This is a genomic window from Ancylobacter koreensis (assembly GCF_023016525.1).
GTDB classification, from domain to species: Bacteria; Pseudomonadota; Alphaproteobacteria; order Rhizobiales; family Xanthobacteraceae; genus Ancylobacter; species Ancylobacter koreensis.
Window position 1 is genome coordinate 51,731 of record NZ_JALKCG010000002.1, and the last position, 23,270, is coordinate 75,000.

Genomic DNA, 23,270 nt, shown 5'->3' on the forward strand with positions numbered 1-23,270 from the left:
TCGGTAGGCTTGTATATACGTCCCGTATTCACGTCAGGAATGCCGCAGGAATGCGGCGCAACGATGCGAAAATGCATCGCCGGCAATCAAGCAATATCGGCACCACTGGCCGGACCTTCCAGCGGCGGGAGGGTCCCGCCGCCGTCGTCCGGCTCTTCAGTCCATCACGTCCGCGCGACCTTGCCGGACGCGCGGACACAAACGAGGTTCACGCGACGCTCACTTGCCGAGATCGGGGGCGATCTTCTGGCACTCGGCGACGAGCTCCTTCACCGAGGCGACCGACTTGTCGAGCATGGCCTGCTCGGCGCCGTCGAGCGCGATCTCGACGATCTTCTCGACACCGTTGGCGCCGATGATCACGGGAACGCCGAGATAGAGGTCGTTCTGCCCGTACTGGCCGGAGAGGAAGGCGGCGGCCGGCAGCAGGCGCTTCTTGTCCCTGAGATAGGAGGTCGCCATCTCGATGGCCGAGGCCGCCGGGGCGTAGAAGGCCGAGCCGGTCTTCAGCAGGTTGACGATCTCGCCGCCGCCCTTGCGGGTGCGCTCGACGATGGCGTCGACCTTCTCCTGGCTCGTCCAGCCCATCTTCACGAGGTCGGGCAGCGGGATGCCGGCGACGCCGGAATAGCGCACCAGCGGCACCATGTCGTCGCCATGGCCGCCGAGCACGAAGGCGGTGACGTCCTCGACCGAGACATCGAACTCGTCGGCGAGGAAGAAGCGGAAGCGGGCCGAGTCCAGCACGCCGGCCATGCCGACGACCTTGTGGGTCGGCAGGCCGGAGGCCTTCTGAAGCGCCCACACCATGGCATCGAGCGGGTTGGTGACGCAGATCACGAAGGCGTCGGGGGCGAATTTGGCGATGCCCGCGCCGACCTGCTGCATGACCTTGAGGTTGATGTCGAGGAGGTCGGAACGGCTCATGCCCGGCTTGCGCGGCACGCCGGCGGTGACGATCACCACATCCGCGCCTTCGATGGCTTCATAGCCATTGGTGCCCACCAGCTTGGCGTCGAAGCCGAGAACCGGGGCCGCTTCGGCAATGTCGAGGCTCTTGCCCTGAGGAATACCTTCCGCGACATCGAACATAACGACGTCGCCGAGTTCCTTGAGGCCGGCGAGAAGGGCGAGAGTACCGCCGATCTGGCCTGCCCCGATCAGTGCAATCTTTGCGCGAGCCATGAGATTTCCTGACTTTCCGAGGGGAGGGTGCGGCGGTCCGCCGCGCGGGGTTCCGATAAACCTTATCGACGTGTGGTTCAAGCCGGGGGCCGGTCAGCTTATCGGCGCCCGGCTACGACTTTCGAACATTTGTTTTGGTATACGAAATACCGGATGCGTTACCGCCGACGCTGCGCGAGATCTTCCATAAGCTCGATCTGGATCGCCTGTATCTCGGCGAGGCGTTCCCATTGCCGGGTGAGCATGTGGTCGATCTTCTCGTGCAGGTGGCGGATCTCCAGTTCCGCCTTGAGGTTGATGCGGTAGTCGTTCTCCGAGCGCAGCCGGTCCTTCGCCTCCTGCCGTTTCTGACTCATCATGATGACGGGGGCTTGAAGGGCAGCGATGCAGGACAGCACGAGGTTCAGCAGGATGAACGGGTAGGGGTCGAAGGCGCCGAGCGCGCCCGCCACGTTCAGCGCCATCCAGACCGAGATGAACACCATGAAGGAGATGATGAAGGTCCAGCTGCCGCCGAAGGAGGCGATGACGTCGGCGGCGCGCTCACCGAAGGTGCGCTCGCTCTGGATCGCCTCCTCGATATTCTCGGTCAGTATGTCGTTGGCGGCGAGGCTGTCGATGACGTCGTGGTCGAGCCGGCTGAGGTCGCCGCGCTCGGCCTGCAGGGTGGCGGCGATGAAGGCGGCGCGCTCCTTGGCCAGCGCCGCGCGCGAGATGTAGGCGTCCGCCGCGATGTCGGGATGCAGCGCGCGTATATGGTCGGCAAGTGCGGGGCGGATCATGTCCAGCCGGATCCCGCCGCGCGGGGCGAGGACATGCCCCGTGAGCGCGCAGACATGGGGCGGCGTGTCGGACCTGTGGTGATGTGTTCTCATGACGGAACGGTCCGTGGGAAGCTGTTACCGTCGAGATGTGCGCCCGGCCGCCTCACGATCAAGCCCCGCCGTCAGGTTTCCACGAGGCCGGTCGTGTTTCCACTGGCCTGCGAGTCGCCGCGACCGTGCGGACGCGCAAGATAGTCGTCCGAGCGCATTTCGTGCAGGCGCGAGACGGTGCGCGCCCATTCGAAGGCTTCCGCGCCCTCCGTGCCGAGATAGAGCTTTTCCGGCTCGGCCGGCGCCGAGGCGACCAGCTTCACGCCCTTCTCGTACAACTCGTCGATCAGCGTGATGAAGCGCTTGGCCTCGTTGCGCGTGTCCTGGTCGAGCACGGGAATGTGGTCGATGACCAGCGTGTGGTAGGCGCGGGCGAGGCGCAGATAGTCCGAGGCGCCGAGCGGCACGCCGCACAGATCGTGGAAGGAGAAGCGCGCCGCGCCGCCGCCGGCGCGCGGCACCCGCAGTTCGCGCCCGCCGGAGGCGAGGCTTGCCGGCGCGCCGCCATCCGTGCCGGCGACGCGGTGCCAGACCTTGTCCATTTCGCGGTCGACGTCGGCCATCGTCTCGTGGGCGGCGGGCACGTACCAGACGCGCGCGCCGCCGAGCTTCTCCATGCGGTAGTCGGTCGGCGATTCGATGCGCACCACTTCCATGTGCTGCTCGATCATGCCGATGAAGGGCAGGAACAGCGCGCGGTTGAGGCCGCCCTCATAGAGGTCCTGCGGCGCCACGTTGGAGGTGGCGACGATGACGACGCCGAGGTCGAACAGCTTCTCGAACAGCCGGCCGAGAATCATCGCGTCCGCGATGTCGGTGACGTGGAACTCGTCGAAGCACAGCAGCCAGGCTTCCTCGTAGAGCGCGGCGGCGACGAGGGCGATGGGGTCGCCATCCCTCACGCGGCCCTGCTTCATGTCGGCGCGCACCTGGAAGATTCGGGCGTGCACGTCGGCCATGAACTCGTGGAAATGGGCGCGCCGCTTGCGCTTGCGCACCGCTACGCTCTCATAGAACAGGTCGACCAGCATGGTCTTGCCGCGGCCGACCGAGCCGTGGATGTAGAGGCCGCGCACCTTGGGTATGGCGTCCTCGCGCTTGGCGAACAGCCAGCCGAGCGCCGAGGTCTTGCGGGCGAGGCGCCGCGAGGCGATGCGCTGCTCCAGCCGCGCCAGGGCCGCGACCACCTTGGCCTGGCCGGGATCGGGCAGGATGTCGCCGACCGCCATGCGGGCGACATAGCGTGCCGCCAGCACCGAGCCGCCGGCCTCTGCCGTGACCGTATCCGTCATGTCGGGCCATCCCCGCTTTTTTGCAGCGCACGCTTAGACCCGCCGAGCCGCATCAGCAAGCCGGGAAGGTAAACGGGCGCCGCGCCGCCTCGCCGGATTGTGCTTTACGCATGACAGCTCTGCGGGAACCGAAGGCGGCGCCATCGCGTTGCGCCCCTCTTGCCTTGACGGCGTCACGGTTGTCCACGCACTGTTCACCCTCTCTCACGAGGCGAGGCGGGCAGCTTATGCGGGTGCGGTGCGTTCACAAGGGCGTCAGTGGCGGTCCGGCGCTGGCGGTTGCCGCTCTCGTGCTTGCGGGTCTCGCGCTCTGCCATATCACCGGTCCGGCCGCCGCGCAGGAGCGCAAGAACGTTGCGGCGCGTGACCTGCCGCCCTCGGCGGTGGTGATCGACCAGGACGATCGCCTCTCCCGCGCCGACTTTGCCCGCGTCAACGGCCTGCCGCTCTCCGTGGTGAACGCCCGCTTCGGGGCGACCGGGCTGGTGCGCTGCGGCTCGGCCGTCGGCACCGGCCAACTCGTCGGCGCCAGCAACGTGCTGGTCACGGCAGCCCATGTGCTCTTCGCTCCCGGCGGCAAGCCGCGCGGCGACGGCGGCGGCTGCACCTTCCAGATCGATGCCGGCGGCCGCCGGCAGGTGGTGCCGATCGACGTCGAGGGCGTCGTGTGCGGTGCCCGCGAGCCCTATAACGAGCCGGCGGTGAAGGACTGGGCGGTGGTGCCGCTCGCCGGCGCGGTCATCGGCGCCAAGCCCTACATGCCGGCGAGGTCCATCGCCGTACCCTCCGACATCGTGCTCGGCGCGGCGGCCAAGTCCGGCGGCGTCGAGGCCTTCTCGCTGCAGAGCTGCCGTGCCCGCCAGGTCACCGCGCGGGCGCCGAGCGGCCTGCGCGAGGTCGCGCTCGACTGCGACGCCGAGGGCGGCGTTTCTGGCGCCGGGCTGCTGACGCCCGAGGGTGCGTTCGTCGGCGTCTATGTCGGCTTCCGCTCGGCGCATCCCGGCAAGGCCGGTCCCTATTCGATGAGCCACTACAATTTCGGTGTCACCGCCGAGGGCACGCTGCGCGAGGCGATCGACGAGGTGGTGGGTCGCAACCGCTCGGCGAGCGTCGCGCCCTGAGGGCAGGCGCGCCTGCGTGCGGATACGCATTGGCCGGCGTCCGAATGCGGCGTAGTCTCGATGCTGGCTCGCTTGCGTCGCATGTGAGCCATGCAGGCGCGTGAGTTGTATTGTTGTGCGGTGCGCATAGTTATGCTGCGCCGCAATAATTCAGGCGGCCCCATATCAGGCCTGCGCCATGAACACGACCGCGAGTGCCTCCGTTCGCGAGGAGACCGCTTCTTCCGCCCCCGCCGCGCATCCTGCGCATGAGCGGCTGGAAGGCCACATCCGCAAGCTCATCCCCGCCGAGCGCCAGCTCATTCTCGATCATCTGCTGCGGCTCGATCCGCTGAGCCGCTTCATGCGCTTCGGCGGCGTCGTGTCCGACAGCGCGCTGTCGCGTCACGCCACCCGCGTCGTCTCGAACGAGGTGAGCGCGCTCGGCTATTTCGTCGATGGCGAGCTGCGCGCGGTGGCCGAGCTGCACCCGCTCAACCCGCGCCCCGGCAAGCCCGCCGCCGCCGAAGCCGCCTTCAGCGTGGAAAGGCCATGGCAGGGCAGGGGCGTCGGCTCGGCGCTGATGCGCCATCTCGTGCTGCTGGCGCAGAATCGCGGCATCGAGGAATTGCAGGTCGTGTTCCTGCCGAATAATGGCCCGATGAAGAACCTCGCCGTGCACAGCGCCGCCGAGCTGAAGCTCGACGACGAGGAGGTGGTCGGCCGCATGCGCGCCCCGCGCGCGACGCCCTTCTCGCAGGCGCGCGAGTTCCTCGGCGATGTCTTCGCCGTGTTCTCCTCCGCCTTCGACATGCAGGAGCGGATGCTGCCGCCGAACCTGCGCGGGAACTGATGCCGCGCCGCCATTGGCGCCCCACGCCTCGGTCGGGACGCCTTGACTTGGCCTTTATCGGGCACGAGACAGGAAGGGCGTTTGGCTCGAATCCGCCCCCTTCAGGATGACCTTCATTTCCCTCGTCACCGATAGGACCATCGGCGAAGGTCGCGGCGCGCCCCGCCCGCGTTCCGGCCTGTCTTCCCGGTCGGCGCCACGTGGCGTCCGGGCGCTCGTCGCGGCCTTCCTCCTCGCTCTGTTCGCCCTCACCACGGGCGGGGCGGCGCGCGCCCAGACCGGCGCGGTGCCGCCCGAGCAGTTGCAGGTGCAGGAGAAGCTGGAAGGCCAGCGCGCCGTCGTCGACAGCGTGGAAGCGGGGCTGGGGCGCGAGGGCCTGCGTTCCACCGATCTCGACGAACTGCGCGGCCGCCTCGACCCGGTGCGCGACAGCCTCACCACGGCCATCGCCACGCTGGAGCCGCTGCTCGCCAATTTCAATCACCGCGTGAAGGAGATAGGTCCCAAGCCGGCGGCGGACGCGCCGCCCGAGGACGCCTCGATCACCTCCGAGCGCGACGGGCTGACCGCGCGGGCGAGCGAGCTCGATGCGGTGCTCAAGCAGGCCAAGCTGCTGAAGGTGCGGGCCGACCAGCTTTCCGACCGCATCACCAGCCGCCGCCGGGCGCTGTTCACCGACCAGCTTCTGGCGCGCTCCTACAGCGCCCTCGACCCGGCGCTGTGGGTGTCGGCGGCCGCCGCCGTGCCGGTGGAGTTGCGCGGCATCAGCTATCTCCTGAGCGACTGGGCCGCCTACGCCAATGCCCGCATGTCGGTGTGGGGACAGGCCGGCGTCGCCTTCGGTGGGCTGCTGATCGTCGCGCTGGTTGTCGCGGCTCAAAACATGTTTGCCCGGCCGCTGCGGCGGGCCGAGCTCGGCGAGAACGGCGAGCCGTTGCCCCGCCTCAAGGCCTGCCTGCTGTCGGCGCTGGTGGCGCTGCTGCGCATGGCGGCGGCGCCGGTCGCCGCCTTCGCGGTGCTGGCGCTGCTCAACGCCTTCGACCTGCTGCCCGAGCGGGTGAACGAAATCGCGCAGGGCGTGCTGCTCGGCATCGGCATCGTCGCCGTCGGTCGCGGCCTGCTGGCGGGCGCGCTGGCGCCCGGCGAGCCGCAGCGCCGCGTGGTGCCCATCTCCGAGGAGATGGCCGCGTTGATCTACAACAGCGCCGCCAACGGCCTGTGGATTCTCGGCGCTGCGGCGGTGCTCGGGTCGCTGCACCGTGCGCTGGTGGCGCCGGTGCCGCTCACCGTGGCGACCAGCGCGGCGATGTCCATCGCCCTCGTTCTGGTCGCGGCCCGCAGCATGCGCGCCCTCTCCGCGCTCACCGGCGATGCCGACGATGGCGAAGCGGGCGTGGGCCGGGAGCCCGCAAAGGCGGCGGGCGAGGGCGCCCGCAGCTCGACGCTGCAATGGGTCAAGTTCCCGTTGTGGGTGCTGAACACCGCCATCGTGGCGTCGCTGGTCGGCGGCTATGTCAGCTTCGCCGCCTTCCTGTCGTCCCGCGCGCTCGTCGCGGTGGTGATGGCGGGCACGCTCTATCTCGTTCTGGCGCTGATCAATGCCCTGTTCATCGACGCCATCGCGACAGGGACGCGGGCGCGCCACGTCTCCAAGACCCTCGGCGTGCGGCCGGCGAGCCTTGAGCTGCTCTCCGTGCTGATCGCCGGCGTGCTGAAGGCGGTGGCGATCATCGTCATCATCGTGGTCGTGGTCGGCACTTTCGGCACCTCGACGGCGGATCTGCGCGACCTGCTCAGCCGCGTCACCTTTGGCTTCACCATCGGCAATTCCACCGTCGCCATCGGCGACATTCTGAGCGCGGTGCTGTTCCTCGTGCTCGGCATCGTGGTGGCGCGCGCGGTGCAGCGCTGGTTCGCGGTGGCCATCCTGCCCAAGACCGCCCTCGATCAGGGGCTGCAGAATTCCATCGCCACCATCATCGGCTATATCGGCTCCATCGCCGTCATCGCCATGGCGATGGGCCAGCTCGGCCTCAACCTCGAAAACATCGCCCTCGTCGCCGGTGCGCTCTCGGTCGGTATCGGTTTCGGCCTGCAATCCATCGTGTCGAACTTCGTTTCAGGCCTGATTCTGCTGGCGGAGCGGCCGATCCGCGTGGGCGACACCATCTCGGTGAAGGGCGAGGAAGGCTATGTGCGCCGCATCAGCGTGCGCGCCACCGAGATCGAGACCTTTGACCGCGCGGCGGTGCTGATTCCCAACTCCGACCTCATCACCGGCATGGTGAAGAACTTCACCCATGCCAACACGACCGGCCGCGTCATCGTGGCGGTCAATGTCGCCTATGACGCCGACGCGGACGAGGTGCGCGACATATTGATAGGCTGCGCCTGCGATCACCCGCAGGTGCTGCGCTCGCCGCCGCCGCGCGTGTTCCTCATCGGCTTCGGCGACAGCTATCTCAAATTCGAGCTGCGCTGCGTGGTGGCCAATGTCGATTACGCCCTCACCGTGAAGAGTGACCTGCATTTCGCGGTGCTCGACCGGATGAAGGCGGCAAAGATCGGCATTCCCTACACGCCGTGGAGCATCTATCGCGGCGGCCGGATCGGCGAGGCCGAAGCCGGCGGCGACGGCTAGCCGGCTGCCTTCGTCATGTGCTGTCCCGCCGACCCCCCATTCGAGAGAACCTCATGTCCCGTCCTCCGCTGAAGCGCTTCGCCGGACTTCTGATGCTGCCGCTTCTGCTGGCGGCCTGCGCCGCCGGGCCGACCGTGACGCCGGTGGACGAGACCTTCTACGCCAACATCGCCAAGGGCGGGGCGCTCGATCCGCAGGCCGCGGCCTCGCTCATCAGCGACTACCGGCGCGGGCGCGGGCTGCCGGAAGTCACCATCGACCCCGTGCTGATGACGGTGGCCGAGCGGCAGGCTCGCGCCATGGCGGCGGCCGACCAGCTCTCGCACAATATCGGCGGACGCGGGCTGACCACGCGCCTCAAGGCGGCCGGCTTCAACGGGCTGCGGGCGGCGGAGAATGTCGGCGCCGGCTACCACACGCTGGCCGAGGCGTTTTCCGGCTGGCGGGATTCGCCCTCGCACAACAAGAACATGCTGCTGCCGGGGGCCACCCGGCTCGGCATCGCCGCCGTGCGCTCGCCGCGCAGCAAATACGGCGTCTACTGGGCCATGGTCATCGCGGTACCGGACGCGAAAGCGGAAGCCGCCGCGGCGGCGCCCGCCGCTTCGCCGGCGGCTTCCCCGGCCGCTTCCGCAGGCGGCACGCAGCTCATGATCAACGGCGCGCCGGTACCGGCGCAGTAGCCACCGGGATCGGCGATACCGCACTCAGCGCCGCATCGTCGCCGGCGCCAGCGGATTGTCGGTCATGGCGATCCGGTCCGGCTGATCGGGCGCCGGCAGTCCCATGAAGGCGTCGAACAGGCGGCGGATCACCGCCGGCTCGACATCGCGCACGATCATCACGAGGCGGGTGCGGCGGTCCTCGTCCGGCCAGGCGGCAAGCTGGCTCGGCGGGTGCAGCACATGCTGCACGCCATGCAGCACCAGCGGGTGCTCGGGGTCCTCCACCAGCTTTACGATGCCCTTGAGCCGCAGCAGCTTGGCGCCGTGCGTGCCGCGCACCAGCTCCAGAAACATGTCGATCGCCGCCGCCGAGACCGGCGCCTCGGTCGCCACGGTGAAGGCGCGGATGCGGTCGTCGTGGCGGTTGGCGTCGTGGGCATGTGCGCGGTGTTGGGCTTCGGCCTCCGCCACCGCTTCGTCGGCCAGCCAGCGCGACACGTCGGGGATCTTGGTGGCGGGATCGTAGAGGCCGGCATCGAACAGCGTGGACGGCACCGCCTCGCCCTTGGCCGCATCCAGCACCGGCGCGCCGGGCGCGAGCCGGCGCAGGCGCGCGCGCAGGTCGGTGAGGCTCGCCTCGCGCTCCGGCGTGTCGACCAGATCGGTCTTGGTCAGCACGATGCGGTCGGAGATCGCCGCCTGACGCACGGATTCGGGATGCTCGTCGAGCGTGCCGACGCCGTTCACCGCATCGACCAGCGTCACCACCCCGTCGAGCCGGAAGCGCAGCACCAGATAGGGGTGCATCATCAGCACGTGCAGGATCGGCGCGGGATCGGCAAGGCCGGTGGTCTCGATGACGACGCGGCGGAACGGGGGGATGACGCCGTTGTCCATGCGGCGCAGGAGCTGTTCCAGCCCCTCCACCAGATCGCCGCGCACGTTGCAGCACAGGCAGCCGGAGGCCAGCAGCACGGTGGCGTCGTCGAAATGCTGCACGAGGAGATGGTCGAGCCCGATCTCGCCGAACTCGTTGATCAGCACGGCGGTGTCGGCAAGGCCGGGGTCCTGCAGCAGCCGGTTCAGCAGCGTGGTCTTGCCGGCGCCGAGAAAGCCGGTGAGCAGCGTGACCGGAATCGGCTCCGGCGGGAGACGGGGCTCCTCGCTCATGTCTGTGATCCTGTTGGCCGGCGCGGGCGGGAAATGCCCGGAGGCGGGAGGGGACGGTCCCGCCGCTACGCGGGCCGCGTCACTGCGGCGGAGGCGGCGGGATGAGGGGATAGGTAGGCGCGGGAGCCGGCTTCGGCAACGGCGTGGAGGCAGCAGGCTTGGCGGCGGGTTTGGGAGCCGGCTTGGGCGCCGCCGAGGCCTGGCTCGCGGGTTTCGCGGCCGGCTTGGCCGCCGGCTTCGGCGCGGGCTTGGGCGCGGGTTTGGCGGCGGGCGCGGCATCTCCGTCGGCGGGTTCGCCGACCGGCGCGGTGGTGTCGATCACCGCCGTGGTCGGGCCCTTCTTCTTGGCGGCGGCCTTGTCCTTGGCGGGCGCCGGCTTCTTCTTCTCCGGCGGCGGGGGATAGGCGGCCGCCAGCGCCTCGGCGCTCGGCACCGGGCCGACCCAGACTTCGACGGGCGGCATGGAGGGCGGCAGCTTCTGCAGCAGGCTGGCGCCCGTCACGTTCTCGCCGAGCCCGGACATTCCGGCGGCGACATAACCCGAAGCGGTCGAGGGCGAATCATCATCCTCCGAGGCGGTGTTCTGGCGCTTGCCGCCGCACACCTGCGCGCGCATGTCGGCCGGCGGGCCGCCCTCGTTGCGCAGCGATTCCACGGTCGGCGCCACCGCGCCGAAGATATGCCAGGAATGCTGGAAGCCGCGCTCCAGCAGCAGGGCGGCCTGCTCGGTGCGCTCGCGCCCCGAGCCGGTGCCGAGCACGACCGCGAGCAGGTGGCGGTCGCCGCGCGTGGCGCTGGCCACCAGGTTGAAGCCCGAGGCGCAGATGAAGCCGGTCTTCATGCCGTCGGCGCCGGGATAGCGGTCGATCAGCTTGTTGTAGCTGCGGATCACCGCCGGGCCGAGCTTGATGGAGGGGATGCGGAACAGGTCCGCCTGCTCGGGGAAGTCGAGGAAGATGTGACGCGCCAGCACGGCAAGGTCGCGGGCGGTCGAGATGTTGTCGGGGTCCGGCAGGCCGTTGGGATTGGCGAAGTGCGAGCCCGTCATGCCGAGCTCGGCGGCGGTCTGGTTCATCTCCGCGACGAAGGCGGGAAGCGAGCCGCCGACGCCCTCTGCGAGCACGACGGCCATGTCGTTGGCCGACTTCACCAGCATCATCTTCAGCGCGTTGTCGACGGTGAGCTGGGTGCCGACCTTGAAGCCCATCTTTGAGGGCTTCTGTGCCGCCGCATTGGCGGAGACGGAGATCAGCGTCTCCGGCGTGATGCGACCCGAGCGGATGGCCTTGAAGGTGACATAGGCCGTCATCAGCTTGGTGATGGACGCGGGGTACCACGGCTTGGTGGCGTCATCCGCCAGCAGGACCTTGCCGCTCTCGACCTCGATCACCAGCGCGGGCGTCGCATGGGCGGTGGCCGGCAGCAGGACGGGCGCCAGCAGGACGGGGGCCAGCAGGACGCTCGCGGCCAGCCCGGCGGCGAGCCGGGCGAAGCGGGCGTGGAGAATGGAGAGGTCAATCACGCTTCGGACATCCGTTTCCAGCAGGGGCCGGCGGCGGGGCGGCCCACCGCCTTCTGAATAACCCGAACCCTTCGGCGGTGCAAAAGGCATGGGGCGGCAGCGTGTTCACAGGGGCGCTAGCGGCGGGGACGGGGGCCCCGCGCCGACGGGCGGCGCCGGGCCCGTTCGCACTGCTACAACGCCTTCATGAAATTGGATTTAAGATTGAAGCATGAGTGATTCGATCCGTCGCCTGCACGCCGCCGTGATCGCCACGCGGAAGGGACAGAACCCTTCCCCGCGCACCGAGCGGCTGTTCCGCAAGGGGCGCGCGACCATCGCCAAGAAGGTCGCCGAGGAGGCGGTCGAGGTGGCGCTGGACGGGGTGATGGGCGACCGGGCGGCGACGGTGCGCGAGAGCGCCGATCTCGTCTACAACCTCGTCGTGCTGTGGGCCGAGCTCGGCATCGCGCCGGACGACGTCTGGGCCGAGATGGACCGGCGCGAGCGCCTGCTCGGCATCGCCGAGAAGCTGCCCAAGCGGCAGCTGCGGCCGGCCCGCGACGGCGTTCCGGATGCCCATTCCCGCCAGGCGCCGGCGCTGCTATGGGACATCGCCGACGGCGCCGAGGAGCCCTCCGGGCGGGTCGGCCGCCGCCGTCGCTAGCGCGCGGCGCCTCTTTCTCGCCCGGCAGCCGCCGGACCTTCGAGCCTCGGCAGGACCTGATGCTGCGCCGTCTCTACCAATGGGTGATCGACCTCGCCGAGCGCCGCTCCGCGCCCTGGGCGCTGGCCGCCGTGTCCTTCGCGGAAAGCTCCTTCTTCCCGGTGCCGCCCGACGTCATGCTGGTGCCGATGTGCCTCGCGCGCCCGTCGCGGGCCTGGTGGTATGCGGGCGTGTGCACGCTCGCCTCGGTGGTCGGCGGCCTGTTCGGCTACGCCATCGGCGCGCTGCTCTATGAATCGCTCGGCCTGTTCCTGATCCAGCTCTACGGCTACGGCGCGAAGGTGGAAGCCTTCACCGAGGCCTACCAGCGCTACGGCCACTGGATCATCCTCATCAAGGGGCTGACGCCGATCCCCTACAAGGTGGTGACGATCACCTCGGGCTTTGCCCATTACAGCCTGTTCTGGTTCGTCGTGCTGTCGGTAATCACGCGCGGGCTGCGCTTCTTCCTGGTCGCCGGCCTGCTCTACTGGGTCGGCCCCTCGGCGCGCACCTTCATCGAAAAGCGGCTCGGGCTGGTGACGGCGCTGTTCGCGCTTGTGCTGGTCGCGGGCTTTGCGGCGGCGGTGTTCCTGTTCTGAGGCGTATACGCCTCAGTGACCCCGCCCGCGGGCATTGAGGCGAGCTTCCAGCACGGTCTTGGCGACCAGCGTGACGATGGCGAGCACCGCCAGCAGCGAGGCGACCGCGAAGGACGCCTGGAACTGGTACTCGTTGTAGAGGATCTCGACCTGCAGCGGGATGGTGTTGGTTTCCCCGCGCACATGGCCGGAGACCACGGAGACGGCGCCGAATTCGCCCATGGCGCGGGCGTTGCACAGCAGCACGCCGTAGAGCAGCGCCCATTTAATGTTGGGCAGGGTGACGCGGGTGAAGACACGCCAGCCGCCGGCGCCGAGCGTCACCGCCGCCTCTTCCTCATTGGTGCCCTGCTCCTGCATCAGCGGGATCAGTTCGCGCGCGACGAAGGGGAAGGTGACGAAGACGGTAGCGAGGGTGATGCCCGGCCAGGAGAAGATGATCTTCCAGCCATTGTCGATCAGCCAGGGCCCGAAATAGCCCTGCGCGCCGAACAGCAGCACGAAGACGAGGCCGGCCACCACCGGCGACACCGAGAAGGGCAGGTCGATCAGCGTGATGAGGAAGCTCTTGCCGCGGAACGCGAATTTGGTGATCGCCCAGGCCATGACGAGGCCCATGGCGGTGTTGGCCGTCACCGAAAGCGCGGTGACGAGCAGCGTCAGCCGGACGGCGGCCAGCGCGTCGGGCTCGACGAGGGCGAGGGCATAGGCCTCCCAGCCCTTCACGAAGGCCTGCGCGAAAACGTTGATCAGCGGCAGCAGGATGAACAGGCCGATGAAGATGACGGCAAGGGCGACGATCGCCCATTTGACCGGCGTCGGCTCGTCGCGGATCGGGGACACGCTCATCCGGCCCTCCCGGTGCGGGTTTCGGACCAGCGCTGCAGCCCGTTGATGATGAAGAGCAGGATAAAGGCGGCGACCAGCATCGTCACGGCGATGGTGGTGGCGTCCGCGTAGCGGAACTCCTCCAGCCGGATGACGATGAGCAGCGGCGCGATCTCCGACACGTTGGGCAGGTTGCCGGCGATGAAGATGACCGAGCCGTATTCGCCGACGGCGCGGGCGAAGGCCAGCGCGAAGCCGGTGAGGAAGGCGGGCAGCACGGCGGGCAGCACGATGCGGCGGATCGTGGTGAGCCGGCCCGCACCCAGCGTTGTGGCGGCTTCCTCCAGCTCATGGTCGAGGTCTTCCAGCACCGGCTGCACCGTGCGCACCACGAAGGGCAGGCCGATGAAGATCAGCGCGACGAGGATGCCGAGCGGCGTGAAGGAGACCCTGATGCCGAGCGGGGCCAGCCAGGAGCCGATCCAGCCATTCTCGGCATAGAGCGTCGTCAGCGCGATGCCGGCCACTGCCGTGGGCAGCGCGAAGGGAATGTCGATCAGCGCGTCGAGGATGCGCCGGCCGGGGAAATCGTAGCGCACCAGCGCCCAGACGATGACCGCGCCGAGCACAAGGTTGATCGCGGCGGCGACCAGCGACAGGCCGAAGGAGATCTTCAGCGCGTTCAGCGTGCGCGTCGAGGTGAGGATGTTGACGATGTGCTCGGGCGTCAGCTCGGCGGTCTTCACGAACAGCGCGGCCAGCGGGATCAGCACGATCAGCGACAGCCAGAGCAAGGTGAGGCCGAGCGTGAGGTTGAAGCCGGGGATGACGCTGTGGCCGCGCCAGCCGGAAGCGTCTCCGCGCGGCAACGGAGTCAGCAGCGCCGGGTGGTCGGGGACGGCACGCGCCGGCACGGAAGGGCTCTCGGCTGTACTCTCGGCTTGGCTCACGTCGGGCTCCGGGAGATTCGGACGCAGCGACGCCGGGTCTGTTTCGAGACCCGGCGTCGCCCTGGAAGGGAAGGTTCAGGCGCGGCCGGCGGGCCTTGCGCTCCGTTTATTACGCTCAGTTGGCATAGATTTGGTCGAAGACGCCGCCGTCGGAAAAGTGGGTCTTCTGCGCCTTGCGCCAGCCGCCGAAGGCCGGGTCGTCGATGGTCACGAGGTCGATCTTGGGGAAGACCTTCTCATATTCCTTCGCGATCTCGGGGTCGCGCGGGCGGTAGAAATTCTCGGCGGCGATCTTCTGGCCCGCCTTGGTGTAGAGCGCCTTCAGATAGGCCTCGGCGGCGGCGCGGGTGCCCTTGCGGTCGACGTTCTTGTCGACGATGGCGACCGGCGGTTCGGCGAGGATGGAGAGCGAGGGAATGACGATGTCGAACTTGTCGTCGCCGAATTCCTTCTTGGACAGGAACGCCTCGTTCTCCCAGGCCAGCAGCACGTCGCCGACGCCGCGCTCGGTGAAGGTGACGGTCGAGCCGCGGGCGCCGGTGTCGAGCACCGGGACGTTCTTGAACAGCGAGCCGACGAACGCCTTGGCCTTGGCCTCGTCGCCGCCATTGTGCTTGAGCGCGTAGGCCCAGGCGGCAAGGTAGTTCCAGCGGGCGCCGCCCGAGGTCTTCGGATTCGGGGTGATGACCTGCACGCCCGGCTTCACCAGGTCGTTCCAGTCCTTGATGCCCTTCGGGTTGCCCTTGCGGACGAGGAACACGATGGTCGAGGTGTAGGGCGAGGAATTGTCGGGCAGGCGCTTCTGCCAGTCCGCCGCGAGGAAGCCCTTGTCGGCGATGGCGTCGATGTCATAGGCGAGCGCGAGGGTGACGACATCGGCCTCAAGGCCGTCGATCACCGAGCGGGCCTGCTTGCCCGACCCGCCATGCGAGGCCTTGATCTCGATGGTCTTGCCGGTCTCGGCCTTGTAGGTTTCGGCGAAAGCCTTGTTGAACTGCTGGTACAGCTCGCGCGTCGGATCGTAGGACACGTTGAGCAGGCTGACATCGGCGGCACGGGCGACCGGCGCGAAGCCGAGCGGCGCCGCGAGGGCGGCGACAAGCGCGGCGGCAGCCGCGTGCTTGAAATGGAACGACATGGCTTGAGTTCTCCCCAGCGGCGCGGGCGCCGTGAAATGCGTGAGGGGAGATTTCCACGGCTCCAAAGCGTGGTCAATAGAAAACTACTTCATCTATAGAAAATAGATTATCCATACATCATTGGCATGTGAAATGGGCCGGGCGTTGTGGCGCCGCGAAGCCATCGCCCCGGACGCCGGAATCCGGGGGCGGTTCGAACGTGCGTGCTAGCCCGGATCTCGCCTGCGGCATCTCCGGGAGGACGTCGTGAGGGATGGAGGATCGCCCGCCTCAGCGGTCGATGGTGTTGAGCAGCGTGTGGATGCCGCACTCGGTCTTGGCCTGGCCCCGCCAGCGGCCCGCGCGCGCACCCTCGCTGCCGGTGGAGCGGCTGGTGCAGGGCATGCAGCCTACCGAGCCGAAGCCCTTGGCGAGCATCGGATGGTCGGGAAGGCCGAAACGCCGGTGCGCCGCCTCCACTTCTTCCCGCCCGAGATTGGCGAGCGGGTTGAACTTGAGCCGGGCGCCGTCGCGCTCGACGACAGGGATATCGGCGCGCAGGCCGCCCTGATAGCGCTTGCGCCCGTTCAGCCATCCGTCGAAGCCGGACAGCGCGCGGGCGAGCGGCTCGACCTTGCGGATGCGGCAGCAGGAATCCGGATCGGAGAACCACAGGTCCCGCTCGGCGTCGAGCTCGGCGAGCCGGGACGGGTCGGGATGGATAGTGCGCACATCCGTAAGGCCGAGCTGCGCGGTCAGCGCGTCGCGATAGGCCAGCGTCTCCTCGAACAGCCAGCCCGTGTCGAGGAAAACCACCGGGATCGAGGGATCGACCTCGGCCATGAAGGCGATGAGCACGGCCGATTCCGTGCCGAAGGACGACACGAGGCAGAGGCGGCCCGGGCCCGTGACTGCCGCCGCCTCGCGGATGATCTCGTGGGGCGCGGCCCTGTCGAGCGCATGGTTGAGCGCGTTCACCCGGCCCTCGGAGGGCAGGGTGAGAACGGGGCTCAATGGCGTGCGCCCGGCAACGTTCATCGCGCCGCTCCCGTCAGGGTGCGGCCGAGGCGCTGGCGCAGCAGGCTGGGACGCTCGTCGGTCGCGGGCTGGTAGAACACCGTGTAGCGATGCACCGCCTCGTCGAAGGCTTCCGCGTCCGCTTCCTTCACCGCCTCGATCTGGTCGAAGCCGGAGCGCTGCATGAGCAGGAACTGGTCGCGCAGCACATTGCCGATGGCGCGCAGCGGGCCGGTCCAGCCAAGGCGCTCGCGCAGCAGCCGGGCCTGGCTGTAGGCGCGCCCGTCGCGGAAGATCGGGAAATTGAGCGCGATCAGCGAGAGCTGGCCGAGATAGGGCGCGATCTCGGCGATCGGCCGGTTGTTCGGCCAGATCACGCCGACCGGCGCCTGCCGGCCTTTCAACGCCTCCGCTTCCTTCAGGAAGCGGTCGACGCCGACGAGGACGGGCACGCCCTCGGGCAATGCGTCCTCATCGGACACGCGCACGTATTTGTCTTCGACGATGTGTCCATTCTCAATGAGCGGCATAGACGCGCTCCTTGAAGGGTTCGACGCCGAGCCGCGCCACGGTGTCGATGAAGAGTTCCTGCGGGCCGGCTCTCAGCTCCATATAGGTATCCACCACGTCCTCGATGAGCCCGGGGACCTGCTCGTAGGGCACGGCTGGTCCCAGCAAAGTGCCGAGCTGGGCTTGCTCGTCGGCCCGCCCGCCGAGCGTGATCTGGTAGAATTCCTGGCCGTTCTTCTCGACGCCGAGAATGCCGATATGGCCCACGTGATGGTGGCCGCAGGCGTTGATGCAGCCGGAAATGTTCACATGCAGCCGGCCGATGCCGCGCGAGCGGTCGAGATCGGCGAAGCGCTTGGCGATCTCCTGTGCCACCGGAATGGCGCGGGCATTGGCCAGCGCGCAGTAGTCAAGGCCGGGGCAGGCGATGATGTCGCTGATGTGGTTGACGTTCGGGGTGGCAAGGCCCGCCGCGTCGAGGGCAGCCCACAGGGCGGGCAGGTCCTTCTGGGCGATGTTGGGCAGGCAGAGATTCTGCTCGTGGCCGACGCGGACCTCGTGGAAGCCATAGGCGTCGGCGAGATCGGCAATGACGTCCATCTGGTCGGCGGTGGCGTCGCCCGGAGGGGCGCCGACGGGCTTCAGCGAGATGGTGACGATCGAATAGCCGGGCACCTTGTGCGCATGCACCGAATTGGCGAACCACGTGGCAAAGCGCTCGTCCTTCAGCGCCTCGACGAGCTCGGCAGGGCGATCCTCAAGCGTCTCGTAGGCGGGATAGATGAAGCGGCCGCGGATTTCCGCGATCATCTCGTCGGACAGGTGCAGCGCGCCCTCGCGGATCGCCTCCCACTCGGCCTCGACCGCCTTGGCGAACGCCTCGGCGCCGATCTCGTGCACGAGGATCTTGATGCGCGCCTTGTAGATGTTGTCGCGCCGTCCGTACTGATTGTACACGCGCATGATGGCTTCGATGTAGCTCAGCAGCTCGCGCGCCGGCAGGAAGGCGCGGATCGACTTGCCCACAAAAGGCGTGCGGCCGAGGCCGCCGCCGACCAGAACCTCGAAGCCGAGCTCGCCGGCCGCGTTGCGGTGCAGGCGCAGGCCGACATCGTGCACCTTGATGGCGGCGCGGTCGTGCGGGCTGGCGGCGATGGCGATCTTGAACTTGCGCGGCAGGTAGGTGAATTCCGGGTGCAGCGTCGAATACTGGCGCAGGATCTCCGCCCAGATGCGCGGGTCGTCGCACTCTTCGGGCGTCGCGCCGGCCCACTGGTCGGTGGTGACGTTGCGGATGCAGTTGCCGGAGGTCTGGATGCCGTGCACGCCGACCTCGCCGAGCGCCGCCATCGCTTCGGGCAGCTCCTCCAGCTTGATCCAGTTGAACTGGATGTTCTGCCGGGTAGTGAAGTGCCCGTAGCCGCGATCATAGGTGCGCGCGACATGCGCCATGCGGCGCAGCTGGTGCGCGCTCAGCGTGCCGTAGGGAATGGCGATGCGCAGCATGTAGGCGTGAAGCTGCAGGTAGACGCCGTTCATCAGCCGCAGCGGCTTGAACTCGTCCTCGTTCAACGCCCCGGAGAGGCGGCGCGCCACCTGGTCGCGGAAATCCGCGACACGTTCGGCAAGGAAGGCGCGGTCGAATTCGTCGTAGGCATACATCGCGTACTATGGCCTTATGCGTCGACTTCAGTGCGGCAGTTCGAAGGTCGGGCCGGCAACCCGGATGCGCTCGCGCAGATTGCCCGGCGCCACCGAGCCGTCGGCCTCGATGACGACCGGAGCGACATAGGCGCCGACCGCGTCGATGTCGCGCTTCTGCGCGGCGGCCAGCAGGGCGATGGCATCGTCGGCGGTGGTGACGATGATCGCGTCGGCGAGGTCCGCCGACCAGCCGTCGCCACGCGTGCGCCACACGACGGCGCCATCAGTCAGACGGTTGGCGGTGACGGCGACCGGGCCGTGGACCTTCAATTTCTGCTGCTGCGGCGACGCCATGGAGAGCTAATTTCCTGTTGACGGATGGAATGAGCCTGCATAACACCAATTTAGAACGTGCAAAAGAATTAAATGCACGAAAATTACGTGTAATTAGTCCCGGCGCGGGAGCCGGAGGCGAGACGGAACTCACCCATGTCCACTGCCGATGAACGGCTCGACGAGCTTGAAGCTCAGAGCATCTACATCTTCCGCGAGGCCTTCGCGCGGATGAAGCGCATGGCGCTGCTCTGGTCGCTCGGCAAGGATTCCAACGTGATGATCTGGCTGGCGCGCAAGGCCTTTCTCGGCCATGTGCCCTTTCCGGTGATGCATGTCGACACCGGCAAGAAGTTCAGGGAAATGTACCAGTTCCGCGATCATTACGCGGTCGAGTGGGGGCTGGACCTGCGCGTCGAGCCGTGCCCGCCGCTGGAGACCATCGACCCGACGCTGCCGCCCGCCACCCGCTCGGCGGCGCGCAAGACCGAGGGCCTGAAGCTGGCGCTGGAGAAATTCGGCTTCGACGCGGTGGTCGCCGGCATCCGCCGCGACGAGGAGGCGACCCGCGCCAAGGAGCGCGTCTTCTCCCCGCGCGGGCTGGAAGGCGACTGGAACGTGCGCGAGCAGCCGCCCGAATTCTGGGATCACTTCAACGCGACGCTGCCGGCCGGCGCGCATCTGCGCGTGCACCCGATCCTGCACTGGACCGAGCTGGACATCTGGGCCTACACGCGGCGCGAGGGAATTCCCGTCATTCCGCTGTACTTCTCGCAGGGCGGCAAGCGCTACCGCTCGCTCGGCGACCAGGACATCACCTTCCCCGTGGCCTCGGACGCCGCAACCATCGACGAGATCCTCGCCGAGCTCGCCACCACCAAGGTGCCCGAGCGCTCCGGCCGCGCGATGGACCACGAGGCCGAGGATTCCTTCGAGCGACTTCGCGTCGCCGGCTATCTGTGAGGTCGCCCGATGTCCGTTATTTCAGCGACCAACCTCGCCACGCTGCCCGTCGCAGCGGCCGACCGTCATCTCGTGCGCATCGTCATCGTCGGCCATGTCGACCACGGCAAGTCGACGCTGATCGGGCGCCTGCTGCATGAGACCGGCGGGATCACGCCGCAGAAGCTCGACCAGCTCAAGGCCATCTCGGCCCGGCGCGGCATGCCCTTCGAATGGTCGTTCCTGCTCGACAGCCTGCAGGCCGAGCGCGACCAGGGCATCACCATCGACACCAGCCAGATCCGCTTCCAGACGCCCTCGCGCGACATCATCCTGATCGACGCGCCGGGCCATGCGGAATTCCTGCGCAACATGATCACCGGCGCGGCGCAGGCCGACGCCGCGCTGCTGCTGATCGACGCTGCCGAGGGCGTGCGCGACCAGACGCGCCGGCACGGCTACCTGCTGCATCTGCTCGGCGTGAAGCAGGTGACGGTGGTGGTGAACAAGATGGACCGGGTGGATTTCGCCGAGCCGGTGTTCCGCGCCATCGAGAACGAGATCGCCGCCTATCTCGCGGGTCTCGGCGTGCGCGCCAGCGCGGTCATCCCGATTTCCGCCCGCGAGGGCGACAGCGTGTCCGCGCGGGGTGCCCGCACCCCCTGGTATGAAGGTCCGACGGTACTGGAGGCGCTGGACGGCTTCGAACCCGCGCGGGCGCCGGGAGACCTGCCGTTGCGCCTGCCGGTGCAGGCGGTCTACAAGTTCGACGACCGCCGCATCATCGCCGGCCGCATCGAGACCGGCGAGCTGGAGGTCGGCGAGGAGATCGTCTTCCAGCCCTCGGGCAAGACGGCGGTGGTCAAGACCATCGAGACCTGGCCGGCGCCGCCCGCCGGGCGCGAGGTGCGGGCGCTGGAAGCCGGCGCGCCGGCGGCGATCACGCTCGACCGCGAGATCTTCGTCGAGCGCGGCGAGATCGTCGCCAAGCCCTCGGCGCGGCCCCATGCGGCGCGACGCATCCGCGTGCGCCTGTTCTGGCTGGCCGACGAGAAGCTGGAGGTCGGCACCCAGCTCATCGCCCGTCTCGCCACCTCCGAGGCGCGCGCCACCGTCGCGGCGGTGCATCAGGTGGTCGACCCCGGCCACCTCTCGACTTTCGAGGCGACCGGCATCGGGCGCAATCAGGTCGGGGAGGTCGAACTCGCGCTGTCGCGTCCCATCGCCGCCGATCCGCACGGCGTGAACCCGCGCACGGGACGCGTGGCGCTGGAGATCGGCGGGCGCATCGCCGGCGGCGGCCTCGTCGTCTCGGTGCTGGACGGCGAGGGGACAAAGCCCGTCGTTTCGCGCAACATCACCCCTGTCACCTCGGCGGTGACGGATTCCGAGCGTATCGCCCGCTTCCGCCATGACGGCGCGGTGGTGTGGTTCACCGGTCTGTCGGGCTCGGGCAAGTCGACGCTGGCGCGCGCGCTGGAGCGGCGGCTCTTTGCCCGCGACGGCCTCGTGACGCTGCTCGATGGCGACACGCTGCGGGCCGGGCTCAACAGCGACCTCGGCTTCTCCGACGCCGATCGCGCGGAGAACAACCGGCGCCTTGCGGAGGTCGCCAACCTGCTCAAGGGCCTCGGCCATATCGTGCTGGTGGCGGCGGTGTCGCCCTCGGCGGCGGCGCGCGGGCGGGTGCGCGAGATCGTCGGCGAACGCTTCTTCGAGGTTCACGTCTCCGCGCCGCTCGCGGTGTGCGAGGCGCGCGATCCCAAGGGCCTCTACGCCAAGGCGCGGGCCGGCGAAATCCGTGGCTTCACCGGCATCGACGCGCCCTATGAGGTACCCGTCGCGCCCGAACTGGTGATCGAGACCGACAAGCTCGACACCCCGGCGGGCGTCGACCGGGTGGAGGAACGTCTGGTGCAGGCGGGCGTGTTCCATCTCACCCCGCGCGCGGAAGACGACGCGGGGCTGTGAGCCGCGCCGCCCGCCGGCATCACGTCCAGATCGCGATGGGCAGGCCGTGCGCGTCGCGCTCGGGCGGGGAGGGGTAGCTGACCGCTTCCCGCCGCGCGATGTGGCCCGCCGTCCAAGCGGCGGCGCAGGCGTCGATGAGGTCATCCTCGCCGACGCCGAGGGCGCGCGCCTTGAAGGGTGCCAGCAACTCGGGTGCAAAGCCGGCCTTGGCCAGCAGATCGCGGCGAAGCGCGAGGCCGGGCGCGGCGGGATTGCTCTTAACCTTCTTCGGCAGATCGAGGGGCGCGCCGCCGTTCATCGCCTGGAAGCTCACTTCCGGGTGACACTCGAAGACGCGCTCCAGCATGGATGGATGCGCGCGCAACCAGCGGTCGATCTCAATGATCTTGGGGAACAGCGCAAAGCCTTGCTTGGCAACCGCGCGCGGCGGTGTCGAGGTGGCGAGGGCGACCGCGCAGGCGTGACGGTAGCGTCCGGCGTCCGGCACCATCTCGTCCTCGCTGGCATAGACCGCCGAGCGGGAAGGCATGGAGAACACGCTCGACTGCCGCCCGCCGAGCAGGGGCCGCACCAGCCGCTCCGGCGCCCGGCCCTTGGCGTCCACCCGCTCGGGCAGGCCGATGGGCATGTCGACGGCAACGATTTGCGGCGGCAACGGGCGGGCGAACAGGTCGGCCAGAGTGGCGACGCGCGCGGCATGCGCGCTGCCGTCGGGCTCGACGACGACGGCGACCCAGCCACCCTTGCAGCCGTCTACGCCCGCGACCCGCATCGATGCCCCCGCCTCCATCGCGCCGGCTCTCAGATGATGTTCAGTTCCGCATGCGGGCGGCCGGCGGCGATGCGCTCGTAGCCGAACACGTCGAGGTCGAGCGAGACCGAGCGGCCGTGAACGATCCATTCGGCGATCGCGCGGCCGGCGGCGGGGGCCTGCTGCAGCCCGTGGCCGGAAAAGCCGTTCATGAAGTAGAAGTTCGTCACCTCAGGGTGCGGGCCGATCACCGCGTTATGGTCGAGCAGGTTCATCTCGTAATGCCCGGCCCAGGCACGCACCACTTTCAGCTCCTCCATCGCCGGGATGCGGTGGGCGAGGTTCGGCCAGATGCCTTCCTCGAACACCGACCAGTCGACCTCGAAATCGTCCTTCGCGTCGGGGTCGTTGTCCTCCGGCGGCGGGGCGCCGCAGATCTGGTAGGCGCCTTCCGGGCGAATGTAGAAGCCGGTGGGGTCGACCAGCAGCGGCAGCTTCGGCAGCGGCGTGCGGCAATGCACGACGAAGACGCAGCGCTTGCGCCCCTCGACCGGCAGCGCAATGCCGGCGAGCCCCGCCAGCCTTCCCGCGCGCGGCCCGGCGGCGTTGACGAGGG

Annotated in this window: 22 protein-coding genes (1 of these 22 cut by a window edge); 8 read left to right on the plus strand and 14 right to left on the minus strand. The window is 68.7% G+C overall.

Annotated features, from left to right (window positions below; genetic code table 11):
- Positions 1-219 precede the first annotated feature (219 nt).
- The 3 genes from mdh to zapE all read right to left on the minus strand — a co-directional run bounded on the left by mdh (position 220) and on the right by zapE (position 3,352).
- On the minus strand, positions 220-1,185 hold the full coding sequence (mdh, locus tag MWN33_RS07370) for a malate dehydrogenase (protein WP_247199853.1): 966 nt from the start codon (positions 1,183-1,185) through the stop codon (positions 220-222).
- 158 nt (positions 1,186-1,343) lie between these two features.
- The gene (locus MWN33_RS07375; RefSeq protein WP_247199854.1) at positions 1,344-2,060 is read right to left on the minus strand and encodes a DUF1003 domain-containing protein; all 717 of its coding nucleotides are present in this window, start codon (positions 2,058-2,060) and stop codon (positions 1,344-1,346) included.
- 71 nt (positions 2,061-2,131) lie between these two features.
- A complete protein-coding gene (gene zapE / locus MWN33_RS07380) occupies positions 2,132-3,352 on the minus strand; it encodes a cell division protein ZapE (protein WP_247199855.1) in 1,221 nt (406 codons plus the stop codon).
- A gap of 290 nt (positions 3,353-3,642) precedes the next feature.
- Between zapE and MWN33_RS07385 the strand changes: the two genes are divergently transcribed.
- From MWN33_RS07385 to MWN33_RS07400, 4 genes are all read left to right on the plus strand, one after another.
- A complete protein-coding gene (locus MWN33_RS07385; RefSeq protein WP_247199856.1) occupies positions 3,643-4,473 on the plus strand; it encodes a trypsin-like peptidase domain-containing protein in 831 nt (276 codons plus the stop codon).
- Positions 4,474-4,651: 178 nt separating this feature from the next.
- Positions 4,652-5,305 carry a GNAT family N-acetyltransferase gene (locus MWN33_RS07390; protein ID WP_247199857.1) on the plus strand — a complete coding sequence of 218 codons (654 nt, stop codon included), beginning with the start codon at positions 4,652-4,654 and terminating at the stop codon, positions 5,303-5,305.
- Positions 5,306-5,411: 106 nt separating this feature from the next.
- Positions 5,412-7,946, plus strand: coding sequence for a DUF3772 domain-containing protein (locus MWN33_RS07395; RefSeq protein WP_247199858.1), 2,535 nt, complete (start codon positions 5,412-5,414; stop codon positions 7,944-7,946).
- A gap of 53 nt (positions 7,947-7,999) precedes the next feature.
- Positions 8,000-8,629 carry a CAP domain-containing protein gene (locus tag MWN33_RS07400; protein WP_247199859.1) on the plus strand — a complete coding sequence of 210 codons (630 nt, stop codon included), beginning with the start codon at positions 8,000-8,002 and terminating at the stop codon, positions 8,627-8,629.
- 24 nt (positions 8,630-8,653) lie between these two features.
- Here MWN33_RS07400 and MWN33_RS07405 read toward each other — a convergent pair whose 3' ends face one another.
- Both MWN33_RS07405 and MWN33_RS07410 read right to left on the minus strand, forming a co-directional pair.
- Complete coding sequence (locus tag MWN33_RS07405; protein ID WP_247199860.1) at positions 8,654-9,781, minus strand: CobW family GTP-binding protein; 1,128 nt, start codon at positions 9,779-9,781, stop codon at positions 8,654-8,656.
- 79 nt (positions 9,782-9,860) lie between these two features.
- Positions 9,861-11,300 (minus strand): D-alanyl-D-alanine carboxypeptidase family protein, encoded by a 1,440-nt coding sequence (locus MWN33_RS07410; RefSeq protein ID WP_425531986.1) that lies wholly within the window; start codon positions 11,298-11,300, stop codon positions 9,861-9,863.
- Positions 11,301-11,514: 214 nt separating this feature from the next.
- Between MWN33_RS07410 and hisE the strand changes: the two genes are divergently transcribed.
- Both hisE and MWN33_RS07420 read left to right on the plus strand, forming a co-directional pair.
- Positions 11,515-11,949 carry a phosphoribosyl-ATP diphosphatase gene (gene hisE / locus MWN33_RS07415; protein ID WP_247199862.1) on the plus strand — a complete coding sequence of 145 codons (435 nt, stop codon included), beginning with the start codon at positions 11,515-11,517 and terminating at the stop codon, positions 11,947-11,949.
- A gap of 59 nt (positions 11,950-12,008) precedes the next feature.
- Positions 12,009-12,590 carry a YqaA family protein gene (locus MWN33_RS07420; RefSeq protein ID WP_247199863.1) on the plus strand — a complete coding sequence of 194 codons (582 nt, stop codon included), beginning with the start codon at positions 12,009-12,011 and terminating at the stop codon, positions 12,588-12,590.
- 12 nt (positions 12,591-12,602) lie between these two features.
- Here the strand turns inward: MWN33_RS07420 and cysW are convergent, their stop codons facing one another.
- The 7 genes from cysW to MWN33_RS07455 all read right to left on the minus strand — a co-directional run bounded on the left by cysW (position 12,603) and on the right by MWN33_RS07455 (position 19,011).
- Positions 12,603-13,439: a sulfate ABC transporter permease subunit CysW gene (cysW, locus tag MWN33_RS07425; protein ID WP_247199864.1), complete on the minus strand. Its 837-nt coding sequence runs from the start codon at positions 13,437-13,439 to the stop codon at positions 12,603-12,605.
- Complete coding sequence (cysT, locus tag MWN33_RS07430; RefSeq protein ID WP_343312886.1) at positions 13,436-14,245, minus strand: sulfate ABC transporter permease subunit CysT; 810 nt, start codon at positions 14,243-14,245, stop codon at positions 13,436-13,438. Before cysT ends, cysW begins: the two co-directional genes overlap by 4 nt.
- A gap of 238 nt (positions 14,246-14,483) precedes the next feature.
- Positions 14,484-15,506 carry a sulfate ABC transporter substrate-binding protein gene (locus tag MWN33_RS07435; protein WP_247199865.1) on the minus strand — a complete coding sequence of 341 codons (1,023 nt, stop codon included), beginning with the start codon at positions 15,504-15,506 and terminating at the stop codon, positions 14,484-14,486.
- Positions 15,507-15,777: 271 nt separating this feature from the next.
- Positions 15,778-16,524: a phosphoadenylyl-sulfate reductase gene (locus MWN33_RS07440; protein ID WP_247199866.1), complete on the minus strand. Its 747-nt coding sequence runs from the start codon at positions 16,522-16,524 to the stop codon at positions 15,778-15,780.
- A complete protein-coding gene (locus tag MWN33_RS07445; RefSeq protein ID WP_247199867.1) occupies positions 16,521-17,033 on the minus strand; it encodes a DUF934 domain-containing protein in 513 nt (170 codons plus the stop codon). Before MWN33_RS07445 ends, MWN33_RS07440 begins: the two co-directional genes overlap by 4 nt.
- On the minus strand, positions 17,020-18,675 hold the full coding sequence (locus tag MWN33_RS07450; RefSeq protein WP_247199868.1) for a nitrite/sulfite reductase: 1,656 nt from the start codon (positions 18,673-18,675) through the stop codon (positions 17,020-17,022). The genes MWN33_RS07445 and MWN33_RS07450 overlap by 14 nt, the downstream gene beginning before the upstream one ends.
- 27 nt (positions 18,676-18,702) lie before the next feature.
- Positions 18,703-19,011, minus strand: coding sequence for a DUF2849 domain-containing protein (locus MWN33_RS07455; protein ID WP_247199869.1), 309 nt, complete (start codon positions 19,009-19,011; stop codon positions 18,703-18,705).
- 135 nt (positions 19,012-19,146) lie between these two features.
- Between MWN33_RS07455 and cysD the strand changes: the two genes are divergently transcribed.
- Both cysD and cysC read left to right on the plus strand, forming a co-directional pair.
- Positions 19,147-19,953: a sulfate adenylyltransferase subunit CysD gene (gene cysD / locus MWN33_RS07460; protein WP_247199870.1), complete on the plus strand. Its 807-nt coding sequence runs from the start codon at positions 19,147-19,149 to the stop codon at positions 19,951-19,953.
- Between the two features lie 9 nt (positions 19,954-19,962).
- Positions 19,963-21,903, plus strand: a complete 1,941-nt coding sequence (cysC, locus tag MWN33_RS07465) for an adenylyl-sulfate kinase (RefSeq protein WP_247199871.1) — start codon at positions 19,963-19,965, stop codon at positions 21,901-21,903.
- A 19-nt stretch (positions 21,904-21,922) separates the two neighbouring features.
- Here cysC and MWN33_RS07470 read toward each other — a convergent pair whose 3' ends face one another.
- Both MWN33_RS07470 and MWN33_RS07475 read right to left on the minus strand, forming a co-directional pair.
- Positions 21,923-22,675: a DUF429 domain-containing protein gene (locus MWN33_RS07470; RefSeq protein ID WP_247199872.1), complete on the minus strand. Its 753-nt coding sequence runs from the start codon at positions 22,673-22,675 to the stop codon at positions 21,923-21,925.
- 29 nt (positions 22,676-22,704) lie between these two features.
- A protein-coding gene (locus MWN33_RS07475; protein WP_247199873.1) for an NAD(P)/FAD-dependent oxidoreductase crosses the window boundary here: on the minus strand, positions 22,705-23,270 show its final stretch. It continues 607 nt past the right edge of the window; 566 of the gene's 1,173 nt are visible here — the last part of the coding sequence; the start codon falls outside the window, past its right edge; it ends in the stop codon at positions 22,705-22,707.

What these genes read in the sequence shown, in the direction of transcription:
- mdh (WP_247199853.1), bottom strand. Translation starts at nt 1,185, where the DNA reads ATGGCTCGCGCAAAGATTGCACTGATCGGGGCAGGCCAGATCGGCGGT.
- MWN33_RS07375 (WP_247199854.1), bottom strand. Translation starts at nt 2,060, where the DNA reads ATGAGAACACATCACCACAGGTCCGACACGCCGCCCCATGTCTGCGCG.
- zapE (WP_247199855.1), bottom strand. Translation starts at nt 3,352, where the DNA reads ATGACGGATACGGTCACGGCAGAGGCCGGCGGCTCGGTGCTGGCGGCA.
- MWN33_RS07390 (WP_247199857.1), top strand. Translation starts at nt 4,652, where the DNA reads ATGAACACGACCGCGAGTGCCTCCGTTCGCGAGGAGACCGCTTCTTCC.
- MWN33_RS07395 (WP_247199858.1), top strand. Translation starts at nt 5,412, where the DNA reads ATGACCTTCATTTCCCTCGTCACCGATAGGACCATCGGCGAAGGTCGC.
- MWN33_RS07400 (WP_247199859.1), top strand. Translation starts at nt 8,000, where the DNA reads ATGTCCCGTCCTCCGCTGAAGCGCTTCGCCGGACTTCTGATGCTGCCG.
- MWN33_RS07405 (WP_247199860.1), bottom strand. Translation starts at nt 9,781, where the DNA reads ATGAGCGAGGAGCCCCGTCTCCCGCCGGAGCCGATTCCGGTCACGCTG.
- hisE (WP_247199862.1), top strand. Translation starts at nt 11,515, where the DNA reads ATGAGTGATTCGATCCGTCGCCTGCACGCCGCCGTGATCGCCACGCGG.
- MWN33_RS07420 (WP_247199863.1), top strand. Translation starts at nt 12,009, where the DNA reads ATGCTGCGCCGTCTCTACCAATGGGTGATCGACCTCGCCGAGCGCCGC.
- cysW (WP_247199864.1), bottom strand. Translation starts at nt 13,439, where the DNA reads ATGAGCGTGTCCCCGATCCGCGACGAGCCGACGCCGGTCAAATGGGCG.
- MWN33_RS07435 (WP_247199865.1), bottom strand. Translation starts at nt 15,506, where the DNA reads ATGTCGTTCCATTTCAAGCACGCGGCTGCCGCCGCGCTTGTCGCCGCC.
- MWN33_RS07440 (WP_247199866.1), bottom strand. Translation starts at nt 16,524, where the DNA reads ATGAACGTTGCCGGGCGCACGCCATTGAGCCCCGTTCTCACCCTGCCC.
- MWN33_RS07445 (WP_247199867.1), bottom strand. Translation starts at nt 17,033, where the DNA reads ATGCCGCTCATTGAGAATGGACACATCGTCGAAGACAAATACGTGCGC.
- MWN33_RS07450 (WP_247199868.1), bottom strand. Translation starts at nt 18,675, where the DNA reads ATGTATGCCTACGACGAATTCGACCGCGCCTTCCTTGCCGAACGTGTC.
- MWN33_RS07455 (WP_247199869.1), bottom strand. Translation starts at nt 19,011, where the DNA reads ATGGCGTCGCCGCAGCAGCAGAAATTGAAGGTCCACGGCCCGGTCGCC.
- cysD (WP_247199870.1), top strand. Translation starts at nt 19,147, where the DNA reads ATGTCCACTGCCGATGAACGGCTCGACGAGCTTGAAGCTCAGAGCATC.
- cysC (WP_247199871.1), top strand. Translation starts at nt 19,963, where the DNA reads ATGTCCGTTATTTCAGCGACCAACCTCGCCACGCTGCCCGTCGCAGCG.
- MWN33_RS07470 (WP_247199872.1), bottom strand. Translation starts at nt 22,675, where the DNA reads ATGCGGGTCGCGGGCGTAGACGGCTGCAAGGGTGGCTGGGTCGCCGTC.